23 protein-coding genes are annotated in these 18447 nt (G+C 36.9%); 4 read left to right on the top strand and 19 right to left on the bottom strand.

What is annotated here, in order from left to right; all coding sequences use genetic code 11:
* Positions 1–38 precede the first annotated feature (38 nt).
* The 3 genes from BUA71_RS00655 (at position 39) to BUA71_RS00665 (ending at position 1167) form a co-directional block, all read left to right on the top strand.
* Positions 39–404, top strand: coding sequence for a winged helix-turn-helix transcriptional regulator (locus BUA71_RS00655; RefSeq protein ID WP_245812529.1), 366 nt, complete (start codon positions 39–41; stop codon positions 402–404).
* Between the two features lie 107 nt (positions 405–511).
* A complete protein-coding gene (locus BUA71_RS00660) occupies positions 512–757 on the top strand; it encodes a DUF6364 family protein (RefSeq protein ID WP_072875731.1) in 246 nt (81 codons plus the stop codon).
* Positions 754–1167 (top strand): type II toxin-antitoxin system VapC family toxin, encoded by a 414-nt coding sequence (locus tag BUA71_RS00665; protein ID WP_072875733.1) that lies wholly within the window; start codon positions 754–756, stop codon positions 1165–1167. The genes BUA71_RS00660 and BUA71_RS00665 overlap by 4 nt, the downstream gene beginning before the upstream one ends.
* A gap of 180 nt (positions 1168–1347) precedes the next feature.
* Here BUA71_RS00665 and BUA71_RS00670 read toward each other — a convergent pair whose 3' ends face one another.
* From BUA71_RS00670 to BUA71_RS00760, 19 genes are all read right to left on the bottom strand, one after another.
* On the bottom strand, positions 1348–2070 hold the full coding sequence (locus BUA71_RS00670) for a YoaK family protein (RefSeq protein WP_072875735.1): 723 nt from the start codon (positions 2068–2070) through the stop codon (positions 1348–1350).
* A 373-nt stretch (positions 2071–2443) separates the two neighbouring features.
* Positions 2444–3013: a YceI family protein gene (locus tag BUA71_RS00675; protein WP_072876824.1), complete on the bottom strand. Its 570-nt coding sequence runs from the start codon at positions 3011–3013 to the stop codon at positions 2444–2446.
* A 464-nt stretch (positions 3014–3477) separates the two neighbouring features.
* Positions 3478–3951, bottom strand: coding sequence for a DIP1984 family protein (locus BUA71_RS00680; protein WP_083572009.1), 474 nt, complete (start codon positions 3949–3951; stop codon positions 3478–3480).
* A gap of 64 nt (positions 3952–4015) precedes the next feature.
* Positions 4016–4819 carry an MliC family protein gene (locus BUA71_RS00685; protein ID WP_072875737.1) on the bottom strand — a complete coding sequence of 268 codons (804 nt, stop codon included), beginning with the start codon at positions 4817–4819 and terminating at the stop codon, positions 4016–4018.
* A 160-nt stretch (positions 4820–4979) separates the two neighbouring features.
* Positions 4980–5483 carry a VOC family protein gene (locus BUA71_RS00690; RefSeq protein WP_072875738.1) on the bottom strand — a complete coding sequence of 168 codons (504 nt, stop codon included), beginning with the start codon at positions 5481–5483 and terminating at the stop codon, positions 4980–4982.
* Positions 5484–5488: 5 nt separating this feature from the next.
* Complete coding sequence (locus tag BUA71_RS00695) at positions 5489–6214, bottom strand: DUF981 family protein (RefSeq protein ID WP_072875740.1); 726 nt, start codon at positions 6212–6214, stop codon at positions 5489–5491.
* A 115-nt stretch (positions 6215–6329) separates the two neighbouring features.
* Positions 6330–7049, bottom strand: coding sequence for a pirin family protein (locus BUA71_RS00700; protein WP_072875742.1), 720 nt, complete (start codon positions 7047–7049; stop codon positions 6330–6332).
* Positions 7050–7081: 32 nt separating this feature from the next.
* Entirely contained in the window at positions 7082–7672 is a 591-nt protein-coding gene (locus BUA71_RS00705; RefSeq protein ID WP_072875744.1) for a TMEM175 family protein, read from the bottom strand.
* Positions 7669–8562 carry a pirin family protein gene (locus tag BUA71_RS00710; protein WP_072875746.1) on the bottom strand — a complete coding sequence of 298 codons (894 nt, stop codon included), beginning with the start codon at positions 8560–8562 and terminating at the stop codon, positions 7669–7671. Before BUA71_RS00710 ends, BUA71_RS00705 begins: the two co-directional genes overlap by 4 nt.
* Positions 8563–8574: 12 nt before the next feature.
* Complete coding sequence (locus tag BUA71_RS00715) at positions 8575–9024, bottom strand: DoxX family protein (RefSeq protein ID WP_245812530.1); 450 nt, start codon at positions 9022–9024, stop codon at positions 8575–8577.
* 387 nt (positions 9025–9411) lie between these two features.
* On the bottom strand, positions 9412–10233 hold the full coding sequence (locus tag BUA71_RS00720; protein ID WP_072875750.1) for an SDR family oxidoreductase: 822 nt from the start codon (positions 10231–10233) through the stop codon (positions 9412–9414).
* 370 nt (positions 10234–10603) lie between these two features.
* Positions 10604–10888: a GNAT family N-acetyltransferase gene (locus BUA71_RS00725; RefSeq protein WP_072875752.1), complete on the bottom strand. Its 285-nt coding sequence runs from the start codon at positions 10886–10888 to the stop codon at positions 10604–10606.
* Positions 10889–10902: 14 nt separating this feature from the next.
* Positions 10903–11607, bottom strand: coding sequence for a flavodoxin family protein (locus BUA71_RS00730; RefSeq protein ID WP_072875754.1), 705 nt, complete (start codon positions 11605–11607; stop codon positions 10903–10905).
* Between the two features lie 32 nt (positions 11608–11639).
* Positions 11640–12560: a DUF5996 family protein gene (locus BUA71_RS00735; protein ID WP_072875756.1), complete on the bottom strand. Its 921-nt coding sequence runs from the start codon at positions 12558–12560 to the stop codon at positions 11640–11642.
* Positions 12561–12613: 53 nt separating this feature from the next.
* The gene (locus BUA71_RS00740; protein ID WP_072875758.1) at positions 12614–13588 is read right to left on the bottom strand and encodes a quinone oxidoreductase family protein; all 975 of its coding nucleotides are present in this window, start codon (positions 13586–13588) and stop codon (positions 12614–12616) included.
* Between the two features lie 61 nt (positions 13589–13649).
* The gene (locus BUA71_RS00745; RefSeq protein WP_072875760.1) at positions 13650–14225 is read right to left on the bottom strand and encodes an NADPH-dependent FMN reductase; all 576 of its coding nucleotides are present in this window, start codon (positions 14223–14225) and stop codon (positions 13650–13652) included.
* Positions 14226–14269: 44 nt separating this feature from the next.
* Entirely contained in the window at positions 14270–15148 is an 879-nt protein-coding gene (locus BUA71_RS00750; protein ID WP_072875762.1) for a pirin family protein, read from the bottom strand.
* Between the two features lie 187 nt (positions 15149–15335).
* Entirely contained in the window at positions 15336–15860 is a 525-nt protein-coding gene (locus tag BUA71_RS00755; RefSeq protein ID WP_072875764.1) for a YceI family protein, read from the bottom strand.
* 328 nt (positions 15861–16188) lie between these two features.
* Positions 16189–16782, bottom strand: a complete 594-nt coding sequence (locus tag BUA71_RS00760; RefSeq protein WP_072875766.1) for a Crp/Fnr family transcriptional regulator — start codon at positions 16780–16782, stop codon at positions 16189–16191.
* A 665-nt stretch (positions 16783–17447) separates the two neighbouring features.
* On the opposite strand from BUA71_RS00760, the gene BUA71_RS00765 reads away from it, so the two are divergent.
* Positions 17448–18386, top strand: a complete 939-nt coding sequence (locus tag BUA71_RS00765) for a hypothetical protein (RefSeq protein ID WP_072875768.1) — start codon at positions 17448–17450, stop codon at positions 18384–18386.
* Positions 18387–18447 lie beyond the last annotated feature (61 nt).

The raw sequence follows: 18447 nt of genomic DNA on the forward strand, positions 1-18447 counted from the left end.
TGATTTGTTTTAGGGAATAATTTTAAGTTTTTTATTAGATGAAAACAATTAAAAAGAAGTCCGTAGTAAACAATACCCCTGTTTGCCAGGTGAGGATACAAGCCATTAGCGATACGATGAGTATTTTATCGGGAAAGTGGAAATTCCATATTTTGGGAACTTTAATAGAAGGCGAAAGTTTGGGATTTATGGATTTGTTGAGGGAGATTGAAGGCATTGGCAGTAAAATGCTATCAAAAGAACTTCAGGATTTAGAAAGCAACCACTTAATAAGCCGCACAGTAAAAGACACCAAACCCATTACCGTGAAATATGCCATCACCAAACATGGAAAAACTTTAGCGCCGGTTATTGATGAATTGGCAAAGTGGGGAATAGCTTATCGCCAATCTGTACACGGTTAAAATACATTTAATTTTGGCCACTATTTATTGTTAGTCACAGGCATAAGAAGCGATAGTAGGCTGAAATTACGTGATAAAATATTAAATTTGTACGTAAATCACATGTTATGGATAAAAAATTGACATTAAGTTTAGACAGAGCTATTATCGAAAGTGCAAAGAGCTATGCTAAATCGAACAATATTAGTTTGTCAAAACTAATCGAATCATACTTAGCAACTCTAACCGAGAAAAAGAGGAATTCAACAGAAATAACACCTCTTGTAGAAAGTTTAAGCGGAGTAATCTCTCTGGATGAGGATTATGATGTAAAAGATGATTATACTGATTATTTAATTGAGAAATATAAATGAGCAAATTACTAATTGACACAAACATCGTTATAGATCTGCTTTCAAAAAGAGAAAAATTCTATGATGAAGCTGCTGATTTATTTTCTCGTGCCGACAGAAATAAGTTGGAACTAACTATTTCATCTTTGACATTCGCTAATACGAATTATATTCTTTCAAAACTTAAATCTGCAGAAGAGGCGAGACAAATATTAAGAAAATTTAAAGTGCTGGTTGAGCTATTAAGTTTAGATGACAAAATAACTGAATTAGCTTTGAGTGATAATAATTTTCCAGATTTTGAAAACGGATTACAATATTACTCTGCAATCGAAAATGAAATTGACGTAATTATAACACGAAATAAAAAGGACTTTAAAAATTCAAAAATCCCTGTCTTAACCGCAAAAGAATTTTTAGCTAAAAAATAATGCTTGTGGCTGATTTATCTGTATATTTTAATTCATTGTTGGTGATAGCCTATTTCACGAATTCCGAAACCTTGGAACTCGCGGACATTCTACCTGTGTTATTTGCTAACTTTTAAGCCTAAACACGCCACGAAATCATACAACAAAAAGGAAAATTAGCAATTGCAGAAACAAGAACGCTTATTGACGTATTTTTTTCTGTAAGAGCCTCAACTTCAATTTGATGTTTTCATAAATAATACCCAAAATTAAAGTAACCGAACCGAGAATTAAGGTGTATAGTCCAATTTTTGTATAAGCGATTCCGCCAATAATCCCGCCAATAAAGAAAAAACTAATAATGATAAGTCGGAGGTTTATGATTTTGGTCAATTCTTTTCTTGAGTCTTTATCTTTATAAAAGAATAATTGGGACAACTCGATTCCCAAATCGGTAAAAAGTCCCGTTAGGTGAGTGGTTCTTACCACGGCATTTGAAATTCTGGTTACCAAAGCGTTTTGCGCGCCCATAGCAAAGAGTAGGGTGCAGGCAATTAAATGCGGATTTCCCGGTAGCAGGTATTTTCCGAAGATTCCGAGGAAGAAAAGTATTAAACTTTCTACAAAGGTAGGAATGATGTAAACGTAATTGGAATCTCTACGGGAAATTTTTTCTATCGCAAAATTAGAAGTAAATGAGCCGGCTAAAAAGAAAAGGATATACAAAAAGTAAACAAGACTGTGCCACGGGTTTAGGTTGTAAACTTCATCTACCAAAAAAGCAAAATGTCCCGTTACGTTTGTCGTGAGCTGTGCAACGGCTAAAAAGCCGGTTACGCTAACCAATCCTGCAACAAAAGATAAAAGGGACGCGATTTGTAAGTTATGGCGAGCTGTTCTTTTTTTACCTTGACGTACAAACATTTATTTTAACTTTAATCGCGGGGCGATAGCCATGCGGTTAATTCCCCGGGGCTTGTTTCGGAATAAAAGAGATTTTTTGGAAGAATACCTCGTATACCTGAGTCCTGATTGTTGATTTCGCTAAAATAGGAGAAGTGCCACGAATAGTTTATAGCAATTAAACCGATTTCTCACACATTGAAATTTTCGTTAAAAATAGTAAAGCCACTTGATTTAATCACTTCTTTCTCTGTGAAATAATCAAGCGGCGTCTTTATAGATTTTTTCTGAAAAAGCAAATCTCGATACAAATTTCTTCAGCTCTCGCTTCAGAAATCCACTCGATTTGACGTTTTGTAACGATAGTGCATCACAGATTTCTTATAGCCAAGGTTTACTGCTTTGCAAATTGTAAGTGGGCAACAATATTTACTTCTTTCCCTACGGCAGCACCGGTTGGGTCATAATCTACATTATAATCAAACCTGTTGATAGTGGTTTCAGCTTTTAATCCTAACTTTTCTCCCTGGTCATTTTTTATTGTTCCGCCATAATGCACATCAAAAATGACGTCTTTTGTAACGCCTTTAATTGTTAGTTCGCCATACAATAAATATTTATCTGGTTTTCCGGTAGCTAAAATTTTATTGCTTTTAAAGGTCATTTCCGGATATTTTTCTACCTCAAAAAAATCAGCACTCTTTAAGTGATTGTCCCTTTTATCAACATTAGTATTGATACTTTCTATTTTTACGGTAAAATCAAAATTGGCATCGGTTAATGCATCGCCGTTTGTAGTTAAACTTCCGGTATAATCCATAAATTTTCCGTTTACCATACTTATCCCCGAATGTTCAATATTAAAATTCAACGAGGAATGATTTGGATCTACCTTCCATTGTGTTTGTGCAAAACTACTTACCGATAGGAGGAGTACTGCTACTAAAGTTATAATATTTTTCATAGTATTCGTTTTTAAATGTCTATAATAATTAAAAATAAACCTTTCAGAAGATTTAATTTCCTCTTCATAAAATGATAGGGGTGTTTCACAATTATTAGAAAGCATATCCAGATTAGACCTCAGGATATTCATTTTTAGAAAAACAATAATTATAATTTTCTTCCCAATCTTTTATGTCCTTATAATACTATGAAAATTAATAACATTTTCCTACACCATTAAGGATATTTTAGCAAATAAAGTCAGTTGTATTTGTCCTGAAAAGTTAAAAAGAATGATCGGTCAGTACCCGGTAGTAAATTTTACATTTTACGCCTGTACTTTGTAAGCAGTAATGGGTCTTAAAGAATACAATTTTGCCGCAGCCCAAGCAGCTCTGGTGGTGTGGTTTTCACTTTGCCCGGAAAAACATACCAAAAAAGGGGCTGGTACTCGCCCCGATCATTCCGCCTTTCGGCTAAAGTTTATTCTTTCAACTCTGTGAGCCAATTAATTTCCTGAATCTTACTGTCCAGCTCTCTAAATGCCCTTCCTGTTTGATCCATCTCAGCTTGCAACTTCTGAATGTCAATGGTCGTTTTAAGATTGGTTTCGCCACTGTTATTTACTTGTGCGGCGTATCTAATGTTTCTTAGTTTTTCCGAAAGCATTTTTAACGAATCTCTTTTGGCCAGGGCTTCCATTAGCGTTCCTTCGCCTTCAACTTGGGTATTATTGTTGGTTTTGTTTATTCTTATAATTACTGCTTCCAAATCTTTAACAGCTTTCCTTAGCTGAGCCAGTAATTTGTCCGGATCTTCTTGTGGGACTTTATCATCAGAAACGATCAATACAGGTCTTATCCTGTTTTGAAGATGCTCTATTTTCTTCATAAGATCTGTTCTTAACAAGAGCCCTTCGGCAAGTTTCATTTTCTTTTGTATGATTTGTTCAGACATTTAATTGCTTATTTAACCGGTTCAATTAATAAAAAATACCGAGTTGGTCGTTTGTTCTACAACTTTAATTCTCAAAAACGGTTTCCCCGTCTTTTATCAGCATGTAATTATCTCCTTTTCCGCGTAACTCATAGGTGTCATTTTCATACCAGATTCCGGGAGCTGCTTTTTTCTGTTCCAAATCAATTTGTTCACCGCCGTTTAAATAGGCCTTAACCGTTCCGGCAGTGTTGTTAAAGGTCATCGTTAAAACATCGTCCTTGTCGTTTTTTGCTTCTACGTTTACTTTATCGTCCTCGTGTTCAAAAACGGTCTCGCCGTCTTTTTTCAACGAGATGTCATTTCCTTTTCCGCGCAATTCATATTGGTCGTTTTTATACCAAATTCCCGATGCAGCCCTTTCCTGCTCCAAATCGATCTGCTCGCCACCGTTGAGATAGGCTTTTGCGGTTCCGGCGGTGTTGTTAAAGGTCACATTTAATACGTCGCCTTCATCATTTTTAAATTCTACGGAAGCTTTTTTGTCCTGATGTTCAAAAATCACTTCACCGTCTTTTTTTAGCGAAATATCATTTCCTTTTCCGCGTAACTCATATTGGTCATTTTTATACCAAATTCCAGATGCAGCCCTTTCCTGTTCCAAATCAATAGTCTCTCCTTTAAAATTCACGGATGCGGTTCCTTCTAAATTATCAAAAGACATCTCAAGGGTTTCGCCATCATTATTCGTCAAAGATTGGGTAACCACATCCTTGGAAGTTGTTTGTTCTGTATTGGATGAATCTTTATTTTCCTGTTTTGAGTTATTCTTACAGGAAATAAATACCGTTGCTGTTAGCATTCCGATTGCAAAAAATCTTTTTATCATTTTTTCTTCTTTTTTATGTTTGAATTTATTTGTGTTATGCTGAATATAATGAATAAAGGAAATTATATATTATTTCAGGTTGAGTTCAGATAAGATCCCAAGACCTCTCGACTGCGCTCGAGCTGACATATTTTTAATATCCTTCATTCTTCGTTTTTATTTAAGTGATGCTTCCGCCGTCGCCAACGTTTTGTAATTCGTAAGAATGGGTGTATATTTCTATACTATTTCCAAAGGGATCTTCCGTAAAGGCCATTTTATAAGGTTTTTCGCCCGGGTACATTTCCTGTGGAGACATTGTTTGCTTTCCGCCGTGCGCAACAATTCTTTCAATCATCGCTTCAATGTCGGGATGCTGAATGCAAAAATGAAAAACACTGGTTTTAAACGGACTATTATCTGATTTTTCTTCGGAATTATTAGCGAATTCAAAAATCTCCAAGCCAATGCCATCTGAAGATGACAAATGGGCAAACTTGAAATTCTTCCAACCTTTTCCGTAAATTTTTCTACTGATAGCCGATAGATGGTTGTCTTCATCTTCGCTGACTTCCATAGGGCCTGCGATTTGATAAAAACCCAAAGCATCTTTATAAAATGCGACGGCTTTATCTATATCTGGAACACTAATTCCCACGTGGGAAAAATTAACTGGATAATTCATAGTTTTTAATTTGGCATCGTATTTACAATAAGTCCGATATGTGTGAAATAGTTAAAGGCGCCGAATAACAGGAATACAATTCCCAGGCCGTAAAGCAAACTGTAACTGATTTTCACTTTGCTGGTCATCGCGGTATTTCCTGTTGCAAAATATTTTAGTACCGAAGGCATCAATATCGAAGCCACTCCGGTCAAGGCCCATAATAAAGAAATAAATGTCGCTTCAACCATTGGGTAATCTGCAAACATTCCTGTAATGGGTTCTTCCGGCGGGGCTGCAAAAAGTTGATAGGTTACCCCGGCTATGCCAATGGCAATTAGCGCAAGACCTAATCCGTAAAGTAAATATTTAATATGCCAAACCACCTGGGCGACATCTTGAAAAGGCTTTACGGCACTTGCGATTTGATTTCGGGTTTTATAAAAATAAAATGAAAGTCCCAAAGCAATGACCCCTAGCGCCAACGTGGGTTCACCAAAGACAATATTGTCAAAAGGGAAATATTTTGCCAGGGGCCAGGTAAGCGTCATATGCAAACCGGTTGTAAAAAGCAAAATACCTAAAACCCCTAAATTTAAACTCCAGCCCAACGGATTTATATGCTGTTTTCTAAACAATTGTTGCCCTATTTTGGCCAAAGACATTAGTACGGCACCAGTGGCCAAAGCCATAATAGTATTGTAAGTGGGCATACTAACCCAATCGATGATAAGTCCGGAATCTTGCGACATACAAAGTTGTTTTTCAGCAAAAACCAAAGTTAAAGAAAGCTATTCATCAAAACAGGTCAATTAAATTAACATTAACCATTTTAGCAGCTTTTTAAAAAAATTATAAGCTTTTAACCTAAGCGGGTAGCTCCATCGGCACTTCCATTAAAAGTATTTTAGAATTTTCTTGCGCTTCCAGTTGAAAGGAATTGGTTTCACTTATTCCCAGGGCGTCTCTTTTTTCCAAAACCTGATCACCGATTTTAGCTTTACCTTCCAGGACAAAAACATATACGCCGTTGCCTTCTTTTTTCAGCTTGTATTCTTTTGAATTTCCCTTGTCAAAATTAGCGAGATGAAACCAGGCATCCTGATAAATCCAAACCCCTGCATCGTCTTTATTGGGCGATAAGATTTGTTGAAAATCATTAGGCTTTGCATTATCGGCTATTGTGATTTGATCGTAGCGTGGCTCAACGTTCATTTTATTCGGAATTATCCAAATTTGTAAGAATTTTACCGGCTTATCGGGGCTGTTGTTGTATTCGGAATGCATTACCCCGGTACCCGCACTCATCACCTGGATATCGCCTTCTTTGATAATGGTTGAGTTGCCCATATTGTCCATATGTTTTAAGTCGCCTTCCAACGGAATGGAAACAATTTCCATATCTCGATGGGGATGGGTGCCAAAGCCCCTGTTTTCGGAAACGGTATCGTCATTGAGTACGCGTAGCACGCCAAAATTCATCCGTTCGGGATTGTGATAATTTGCAAAACTAAAGCTGTGTTTTGAATGTAACCAGCCGTGATTAGCATCTCCTCTGGAGTCTGCTTTGTGAAATATTGTTTTCATTTTTTTATCTATTTAATAAGTTTTAAACGTGTTTAATTTTGTTGGTTTTCTTTCTTGATAGCTTTTTCAATTCTTGGGTCTGGCACAACCCACATTATGGCAACCACCAGATAAATGATTAGACTGATAACAGGAAAGAAGAATGAAATAACCACACCAGCAAAATATAAAAAGAGCGATAAATTCATTCTTTTATCGGAGCTGTAAACCCTGCCAATATGGGAATCTTTGCCTTCATTCATTATTACACAATACACCATAATCTTAAAAGCTACTGCCGCCATAAACAAGACCGCGCCATAAATGGCAGTTGGATTGTCTTCAAAATGGTTTTTCCCCATCCAGTCGGTTGCAAATGGAAAAAGCGAGAGCCAGAACAATAAATTAAGGTTCGCCCATAAAATTTTTCCATTCACCTTATTTACGGCTTGCAGCAAATGATGGTGGTTGTTCCAATATATTCCGAGATATACAAAGCTGAGCAAATAGGTAAGAAAAACCGGAAGTATGGGTTTTAAAGCTTCAAAAGTATAACCTTCCGGTGCACTCATTCCCAGCACCATAATGGTTATGATTATTGCCAGCACCCCATCGCTAAAGGCTTCCAATCTTCCTGTTTTCATCGAATACGCGGTTTTGGCAACGGCACATACTCTTCCTCATCTCCAACTACTTTTGGAAAAGCTTCCAAATTCTGATTTTCCCAATCTTTTTTGGCTTTTTCAATCACTTCTTTATCAGAATTCACGAAATTCCAGTGGATGTAACGTTCCTCATCAAAAGGAATTCCACCAAAAATATAAATAGTGGTGTTTGGTTCCATTTCAAAAGAACAAAGCGTACTATCCTTAGCGACGAGAATTTGTTTGTTTCTGTAGTTATGTCCGTCGGCGTTAATACTGCCCTCCAAAATATACAAAGCACTTTCGCCATAAAGATCTTTACCTATATCGATTTGCTGTTTACGGTCGCTTTTAATTTCGATAAAATACAATTCGCTGTGGACCGGTACGGGCGATTCTTTATCAAAAGCTTTCCCGGCAATCAATTTAAATTGCGCTCCTTGTTCTTTCCAATGCGGAATATCTTTTTCTTCAATATGCGAAAAACTGGGTTCAGATTGCTCTAAATTTTTGGGCAGTGCAACCCAAATCTGCAAGCCGTGTAAGGATTTTGCTTTATTTCGTAAATATTCGGGGGTTCTTTCTGAATGAACCACGCCTTTTCCTGCGGTCATCCAATTAACCGCACCGGGTTTAATTTCAATATCAGAACCCAAACTGTCTTTATGCTGAATAGAACCTTCAAACAAATAGGTGAGGGTAGATAAACCGATATGTGGATGAGGTGCTACATCCAGATTCGTGTCCTTATCCATTTCCGCCGGTCCCATATGATCGATAAATGAAAAAGGACCAACACTTCTTTTTTGTCGGAAAGGCAATAAGCGCCCCACCATAAAGTTCCCGATATCGGCAGCGCGTTCTTCTATTATTAATTGGGTGTTTGACATAAATTTAAAATTTTATTTTTTTCTATTCATAACTGCTTTAAAAGCACCAGTTGACCACAACGTCCACACCACCAATACTGGCTGGAAAAATAATCGTATAAGTCTGGACTGGTCGGTATTCAGACCAAAGGCATCAACTTCGTTTACATATTGCGAGATGTTTCCGGGGAAAATCAAAACGAAAAAAATGGCTATTGCCAAACCAACCAAAGCCTTCCATTTGTATAGGGCAATTAGCGAAAAACCAAGTATAATTTCCGCAATTCCGGAAAGAATGACAACCAAATCTGTAGACAAGGGAACCCAATTTGGCACTTGCGCCACAAATTCTGCTCTATTAAAAGTTAAGTGGCTAATACCTGCAAACAAAAGCGCTGCACCAAGTAAAATTCTGAATATGGTTTGAACCCATTTGGTATCTTTTCCGTAAAGCCATTTAAAGTTTTCTGGTAGTTTCATCATATCGTTTTCTATTTTTGAATTCTGTTGTGAACACAAAATGATATAAGGTATCTCCCTGATTGCTTTGCTGTAAAAAATACCCGAAAAAATGATGTTGGATTCTAATCGAAAACTAATAAAATTGTTGAGTTGATATCCCGCGATTGCACCGATTTGATTCCCGATAAACCGTTTCGTTGCAATTCACTTTTTATAAGTCTTTATCAATTCAAAATCTTCAAATTGTATTAGCAAATTATCATTCTGTTAAAAGTTGCATTTAATAATTGAACTTAGGCATATTCCCAGGAATCAATGTTCCATTTATGGTGAAAGATTAATAATATGAAATGACCATCATTTTTTAAATTGATGACGGTCATTTTTCTCAAAAAGAAATATTTAAAATTATTTTTTTGAGGGCTCAATCTCATCAATCATCAATTCATATTGGCTCTTCTGATAGTCTTTACAGGTTTCAACAAAACTTTCTGGCCAGATAGTTCTGAAATTATGCGACTCCTGCGGAATCACTTCAATCATCTTGTCAATCATTTCTTTTGGGTCAAATTGACTTTCTCCCAATTCTTTAGCAGCTTCCTCAATTTTTTTCAAAGGCGTGAAATTTATATCTTCATCAAACCATTGCTTATACGTATCATACATCCTGTCGTTAAACCCGGTTTCAAAAGGTCCTGGATTTATGGTAGCGATGGTAATTCCCATTGGCATTAACTCGTCCCGTAAAGATTGCACGACTGCTTCCAAAGCGTATTTTGATGTGTTATAAGGTGCTAAAAAGGGTTGCGTTGATAAACCTGAAATCGAGGATAGGAATACAACCTTTCCTTTTCCTTTCTCCACCATTTTACGGATTATAGGCTGTGAAAATTCCAATGGGGAAAATACGTTGGTTTCTATTACCTCGCGCATTAAGTCTACGGGTATTTCGGCAACAGGCCCCGTTTGGCCTATTCCGGCATTGTTTACCAAAATATCAATATCGTATTCCCAGGCCTTTTCACAATCCATCCTATCTAGAATATCGAGTTTTATAAGTTCCAGATTTTTCTCGTAATCCGTTCCCTTTCTTTCAATGATAAAACGGGACATTTGTTCCCAAGTATGCATTCCCGCTATTACGGAATGACCTTTTTTGGCTAACCCAATTGCAGTTCCCTTGCCTAAACCAGAACCCGCACCTGTAATTAAAATTTTTTTCTTACTCATAATATTGATTTTATTTTCAAAAGATAGTAAAAAATAAATATATATTTAACGTTATTAGTTATTTAATTAGCTCCATTTTATAGTTGGGATTCAATTTTTTATTACGTAAAGTTCTGCATATGGTTTGCACCCAATTGGTATCTTTTCCGTAAAGCCATTGTAAGTTTTCTGGTAGTTTAATCATCTATTTTTTTTAAAATTTATTCAAAGTAAAACGAATTAATCCTGCGTATTTTTCTTTCTTATTTTAAAATACCTTGGGTAAAGTTATGCGATATGATTGAGCAAGACTTCGCACTGCAGATGCCAATACGCCTGCAATTAAGTAAATAAGCGTATTTAGATAACATTCTAACAGTTTTAAGCTTACTTAAGCTAAAACGTCCTTTATGCTTTCATCTTTTTCAAACCTGCGTTTTGCGTAGGGACAAAGCGGAATGATTTTTAAGTCGTTTTCCCGCGCGTATTCCACACCGGCCATTACCAGTTGCTTTGCAAAACCCTGTCCGCCATATTTTTCTTCTACTCCCGTATGATCAATGATAAATTTTTCTTTACCCGCCCAGGTAAACGTCATTTCGCCGGCTTCCTCATTATTTTCATAAATGATAAACCGACCTTTTTTTCCGTTATCTTCTCGTTCTATTTTTGCCATAATTTTTAGTTTTTTTATGCTTTTTTATTCCAATATTCTTGTGAATTCCCATAATTGGGATATCCATTATTTGCCTTCAGCATAGCTGCAAGATGAAGCAAATTATAGGTCATAAACGTAGTGTTCTTCTGCGTAAAATCTGAATCAAAACCTACCGGCACATCAAATTTTTCTCCTTTCCACTCTTTATCGCCATAACTGGGGCCGGGGCCAACTTCTCCAATCCAACCGCAATCGGCTTGTGGCGGAATGGAATATCCAATATGCTGTAGCGAGTACAAGATGCCCATCCCGCAATGTTTAATGCCATCTTCATTTCCGGTTACGATACAGCCGCCTACTTTTCCGTAGAAAATATACTGACCTTTATCGTTGGTTTTTCCGCTCATAGCGTATAATCGTTCAATCAATTTTTGTGCTTCAGAAGATTTTTCGCCCAGCCAAATCGGTGTGCCAATTATCAGAATATCAGCATTGATAATTCTTTCAAATAAGGAAGGCCAGGCATCTTCTTCCCAACCATTTTCCGTCATATCGGGATATACGCCGCTGGCAACCGGATGATCAACTAAGCGTATTTCATCAATTTTGACGTTTTCGGTTTTCATAATTTTTTTGGAAATCTCCATCAAAGTTGCGGTATGACTTTGCTTTGGTGATTTTTTTAAAGTGCAGTTTACATAAACGACACTCAAATTACTGAAATCTGGTTTTTGCATATCTTTTTACGTTTGCGGAAATGACTAATTACCTATTTATACTCCTCTAAATTGAATTTAAATTCCTCCCGGTCCCAATTGGCAAGTTTTGCGGCGTTTTCGTAACTACTGTTAAGAAACTCCAGCAATACTTCAGCAGGATTATCGGCTTTTTGAACATCTTCATATTTCAGGATAAATTCGCCAAGATCTTCGTGAAAATAGGCTTTTTCAGGCTTTACGACGGCTTCTTTAAAACCATCGGGTGCCGGATAAATATAACTGTAAAATGCCGCAAAAGGGGCTCCTTCACTGCCCGGCCAGAAACCGCAATTCATTACTTCGTGTGAATAGGCTTCCCGGGTTACCCAATCTGGAAGATTAGGAAATCCTCCGGGATGCTCAGGCGCTTCCTTACCTGAAAATCTTGAAACAACCATATCAAAACTGCCCCAAAAGAACATGACGTCACTGCTTTTGCCTGAAAATTGAGATCGGTATTCATAAAAAACTTTGTTCACTTTCAACAAGGCTTTATGCAAATTGATGGCAGCTTCTTCGTTGTAGGTGCCGCTATGATTTTCGTGGAAATGAAGTGGATCTTCCATTTCGTTGGGTAGCGTATTTATTTTAACGTCAATATCAATATCGTTCAAGCAGCTGATAAGCTTGTTGTAACAACTTGAAACTTTTAGGTTTTTGAGATCAAAACTTTGCTTCTCGTTTTCACTGGAAATGATAGTTAATTGATGATCCAAAAAATTTAAACTAATCTCAACTTGTTTGTCCTTTGCGAAAATAGGTCCGCTGGTCAAACCGTGGGTAGTAACACCTAAAGTAGTGTGCCAGGAATGATTTATCCAGGGATTGAGTTCCAGTTTAATTTTTCCGATGATCTGCGTCCAAAGATGTAAGGTTTCATAGGTTTCCTTACCTTTTTCGAAAGACAATTCCGGCCACTTATTATTTTTCATAATTATATGTTTAAAATTGACTATTATGCTGAAAGTTAATCAATATACTGCATTTAATTTATTGAAACAACCAATCTTTTTCCTGAACCTATTTTAGAATCCCATAGTTTTTCGATATTCTCAATATTTCCCTCTTCCAGTTTCATTGTTAATTTTCCTTCTGCAGCAAGCTGAAACATTTTGGGAAGTATTGTTTGACTATACTCTTCTAATTCTTTTTCTGATAAACTGCCAAAACCAGATCCCAGGATTTCTAAAGCCGAACTTTTTAAAATTCCCGAGGCTAAATTTATGGTTTCCCCGGCCATTGTACCAACGCTTACCACACGTGTTTTATGAGTCGTATTGTCTAAACCACCGCCTTTTAATGCGGTTAGTATTAATTCAATTGGATTGCCCCACAAATAATCAATCACTAAATCTATCGGGTTCTTACGATGAATTTCTTGTAGTTGTTCAATTATGGTTTGCTCATTTTCTTTTAGCGAAACCGTTTGGTCTGCGCCAAGACGCTTAGTTTTTTCCAGATTCTTTTGATTTCTACCTGTCGTAGTAATGTTATTTGCGCCATAATATTTAGCAATTTGCACTGCCATTTGTCCGGTAACCCCGGTTGCGCCGTTAATCAACACATTTTGCCCGGGTTTGATTTGCCCTCTTATTTTTAAAGCCATAGCGGCACCCAAAACCGCATTTGGTATGGCCGCGGCTATATTCCAATCTAAATTATCGGGAATTGGGGTGTATTTATCTTTACGGATAACGGCTTTTTCGGCTACCATTCCGGTGATTCCCTGCGCATAAACCCTTTTGCCATTTTCTAAGATACCAACGCCATCCATCCCAACGACTGCAGGTAACTCTTTATGACTTGCGTAATGCGAGCCACTCGCCCTTAATTTGTCCAGGTTTTTTACTGCCGCCGCTTTCATAGTCATCAATAATTGATCGTTATCCTGAATTTCTGGCTCGGGAAAATCTCTGAATTTCGGGGTGTCTCCCAATTTATTTATAACGGCTGCTTTCATTTGGTTGTTTTTTGTTTCTTTAAATATGTTCGGCGTATTGATTTCGTGATCTGAAAATAAATCAATTATTCTCTTCCCGCATTCCTTTTAAAGCTTTTGCCCAGGCCTGTAATTTATTCAGCATTACATTAGCTGATTTGTCTAAAGGCTCATTGGCTTCAAAAACATTATTTTCATTGATGAATTTGGTAAAAAACGGAATGTTTACGGCTTGTGGCAAGGGCATCATTCCCAAAGTGGTTACCGGTAATTTTAATTCCTGAACAGCTCTGGTACCAGCCGATACGCCTCCGTAACTCACAAACCCCATTGGTTTATCGGCCCATTCTATAGAAAGATAATCCAGGGCGTTTTTTAAAGAAGCCGGATAACCAAAATTATATTCGGGGGTTACAATCACAAAAGCATCGGCGTTATCAATAGTTTTGCTCCATTTTTTGGTATGCGCGTTGGCATATTTTTGTGCTCTGGGATGTTCCAATTCATCCATAAACGGGAGGTTGATTTCCTTTAAATCCAGTAATTCCACCTCAAAATCGGGATGTTGTTTGGCAATTTTTAGAAACCAATCGGCAACGATAGGTCCTTTTCTTGAAGGTCTTGTACTTCCGATTATTACTTTAAGTTTATACTTCATTTGTTTGTTTTTATATGTGTTTCTTGAATTTTTAAGGCTTGATGTTAATCCTCTAAATACCCAAATTTCCCAATATTAAAATCATTAAAAGCTTGCAGCAATTCTTCCCGCGTGTTCATCACGAATGGGCCTTGTGCAGCAATGGGTTCGTTTATTGGCTCGCCACTTAAAATCAATACCAAAGCATCATCAATGGCTTCTATTTCAAAATTTTCACCGTCATTCGCCATTAATGCCAGGTGGTCTGTGGGCGTTTCCTCTTTCCCATTCACCATAATATTTCCTTCCAAAACCAGAAGTGCGGTGTTGTATTCCGCCGGAAATTGAAAATCTGCTTTTCCACCTTTTTTTAATTTGGCATTGAATAAATGTACCGGAGTAAATGTGGAGGCAGAACCTTTTGTGCCTTTATATTCGCCGGCAATCACTTCAATAAGTCCGGAATTATTTGGTAATTCATACCGATTGATAGCTTCATTTTTTATGGCCTGATATTTAGGATCTTTCTTTTTGTCTTTAGCGGGCAGATTGATCCAGAGCTGCACCATTTGGAAGTCACCACCTTTTTTGCTCCATTCGGTTTCGTGATATTCTTTGTGCAAAATCCCTTTGGCTGCGGTCATCCATTGTACATCGCCTTCGTCAATTACGCCGCCGCCACCGCTATTGTCGTGATGTGCAACTTTGCCTTTGTAAGCTATGGTTACGGTCTCAAAACCTTTGTGCGGATGCACGCCAACTCCCCTGGGTTTATCTGAAGGTGGGAAATTATAGGTGGAATTATAGTCCAACATCAAAAACGGACTCATGCGTTGCATATCCATTCGATAACCGGATGGGATAAAATTATGTACCCGAAAACCATCGCCAACAAAATGCGGTTCCCGCGGACTTGCTACTAATTCTACTGTTTTTGTTTTCATTTTCTGCGTGTTTGTATTTAATATTCCTCAGAAAATATTAAAGAGGTTTACCTATGTTGCTTTTTTAAAATTTGGGGATAAAAGGATAAAAAGACCTGAAATGAACTTGATTTCCGCCATAGCGGGTAGGGTAAAACAAGCACATTCCAGGATTTTATGGGTTGATTATAAGAGTCTCAACCTCAGCTTATTGCTTGGTAAACTGAAGATTGGCTACCAATTTTACTTTATCGCTAACCACAACATTTCCTGCTTCGGTTACAGCGCTCCAGTTCAAACCGAAATCTTTTCTGTTGATTTTTCCAGTTGCCTCAAAACCAGCTTTGGTCTGTCCGTATTGGTCGTCTGCAATTCCGTTGAAATCTACATCAAGGGTAACTTCTTTGGTTACATCTTTAATGGTCATATCGCCAACCATTTTTTCTCCGTCAAAAGATTTTGATTCAAAAGTAAGATGAGGATGTTTTTCAGCATTAAAGAAATCTTCCGACTTCAAGTGCGTGTCCCTATCATTATTTTTTGTACTGATGGAATCAATTTTCGCATTAAATTTGAATTTGGCATCTTTAAAAGAATCGTCTGCCGCTTCAACTTCCCCTTCAAATTCACTAAAACTTCCTGACACTGTAGAAATCATCATGTGTTTTACTTTGAATTCGATTTCAGAATGCGTTGGGTCTAATTTCCAAATTGTTTTTACTGCTGTTTCCATTTCTCTAAGTTTATTATGTGTTAAACATTTTAATTTGATACAAAGCTACGCGACAGGATGTTACTGTGCATTGATGTATGATAAGAAACCGAAAAATTAGAGGTGAGACGTTAGAGGTTTTGAGATGGGAGGTTGGAGGTGGTTTATTTCTATTTGTTTAGCGGGAAATGGATTTACATAAAAACAGCTATAGCTTAGTCAGGCTAATACTGTTGGAATTAGCTGTCATTCCGACCTAGGAGGAATCTATTCTTTGAATAAGGGTTATTTATTATGCACGACTAGAACCATGAAAATTAATTCATCTAAATTTCTACAATTCAAAAATCTATTTTTTAAAATTTTTACGAGCTAATTCCTTGCGAACGCGGCTTAAGCTTTCTGGCGTAATGCCAAGATAAGAAGCGATCATGGTTTGCGGCACGCGTAATAATATATCGGGGTACATTGCTACAAACTCGAGATAACGCTGTTCTGCGCATGCACTTAATAACATATTAATGCGCTTTTGAAGATGCCGAATATGATTGTGAAGCAGCTTGTTATTAAAATCTGTAAACGAAGGAATTTCTTCGGAAAGTGTCAGAAAAAAATCCTCGTCAATCATTACAACTTCACTATCCTCCAGCGCCTGAATATAATAAGCGGAAGCCTCATCAAAATATACGCTTTCCCTATCACTCACAAACCAATTTTCAGGTGCGAAAGATATGGTGTGTTCTTTCCCTTTATCGTCTATGGAATATTGTCTTATAAGTCCGCTTTCCACGAAAAAAGTATGCTTGCAATGTTCGTTTTCCCGTAGTAAGAACGCATCTTTTTTCACACTTTTTACCTGACAACTTTTGAGTATTGATAATATTTCATCCTCCTCAATATCGAGATTTGAGGTTAAAAATAATTTTAGGCTGGGACTGTTCATGTCGTTATCGAATATTGTTTTAGCGTATCACTTAATTTTTCAAAATTACATTTTTAAATGAAGGATTGGTAATATTAATATATCGTTCAGCTACATTATGAAAGCGAATTAAAAATTGTTTCACAAGAATTTTTAAATCTGTTTAAATGCAGCAGTTTTTAACACTAAGCTTTTTATATCAGCTTCAGACAAAATATTAAATAAGTTGAATATTCTACCAAATAGACGAAGTGCATACGGGCCTTAATGCTACAAGCTAAGAGTGATGTTCTTTTCTTCCTATTAAAACATACTAATTTATAATCATTGATGTCCGATAAAAATATAACTAATTAGCAGGTTCTCTTTTATAGCAAAGCCCAAAAGCGATTTCATAATTATCCACCTTGCTATTAGAAATCTTTACGAAAAAGAGTTAATTGAAGAATATCACTTATGAAAAAAGTTGGATTCTCAGTTAGTTAGAGTTTAGTCTTTTCTCTTTTTTCTTGCAGCGAAGCGATCTTGTTTCTTTACCGGACAATAGTGATTTATAATTTTTTCTAAGGTTTTTCCCCCGAAAATTAAATTTTGACTAGAAATTGAGGTTTAGGTCTTAACTTGCTCGTTATCAATTCCCCAAAGCTATTAATTTCACTAATTAACCTGACTTAAAATCTTAGACAATGAGAAATTTTAAATCACGAATTATAGTTTTATGTGTATTAGCATTATGTAGTGTAGGTTGTACCAAGCAAGAAACGGGGTTTGTGCCAGAACAACAGGAGGAACTGTTTAACCTTTCTTTAAATATTAGTTCGCTTGCAATAAGCAAAAACGCACTCACTAAACAACAGAATGCCGAGTTTCCCGAGTGCCTGGATGATACACCCTTTTATTTGGAAATTGTTCTAATGCAAAATAATAATGAAATGTTGGGCGATGCCAACGCGCCGTTTCGAATAGACTTAACGCCAAACCAAATGTTTACCCGGGATGTTCCTGAAATGAAACTTCCAGCCGGGGAATATTACTTAGATTATTGCGCTGTGTATAATGAAGCTGGAGATTTGCTCTGCCTGGCACCACGAGCCGATAGCCCCATGGCCGTGTTTTCTGATATGCCTATGCCTATGCAAATTAATCTTGGTGCAGATAGCAAAACCTTTCCCGATATTCCTGTTTTATGTTTTGACAACCGAGATACTAATGAATATGGTTATCTGTTTGAGGTTTTGGAAAACACCCGGGTAGAGAATTTTTGCTTCTTCGCCAATTACTGTAGCGATAACGGACGTCATTTTCCCGCCAAATACGCACTGGATATTGTCGTAGAGGAAGATACAATTTACAGCGAAATTATAAATAGTACTGGGCAATACGAAAATGGAGATTATTTTGCAGATCCGCTTTGCGTTGCTTTACCAATGTCACAAAATTATGGTGCAGATGAAAAATATATAGATTATACCTTAAGCTTGTTAGCCTGGGACGAAGTTTATGCTACAAATGAAGAAATAGAGATAAGCGGAAGTTTAAGCCAAAATGATATTTTAGAGCATTTTCAAGGAGCTGAAAATATAGAGCCTAAACATATATTCTTTAATTGCGATAATGTGGAATGAGCGGAACAATATAGATTTTTAATTTGATAAAATTTATACCACACTAACTAACCAAAAAACC

The sequence above is a fragment of the Salegentibacter echinorum genome (assembly GCF_900129445.1).
In the GTDB taxonomy this organism is placed as follows: domain Bacteria; phylum Bacteroidota; class Bacteroidia; order Flavobacteriales; family Flavobacteriaceae; genus Salegentibacter; species Salegentibacter echinorum.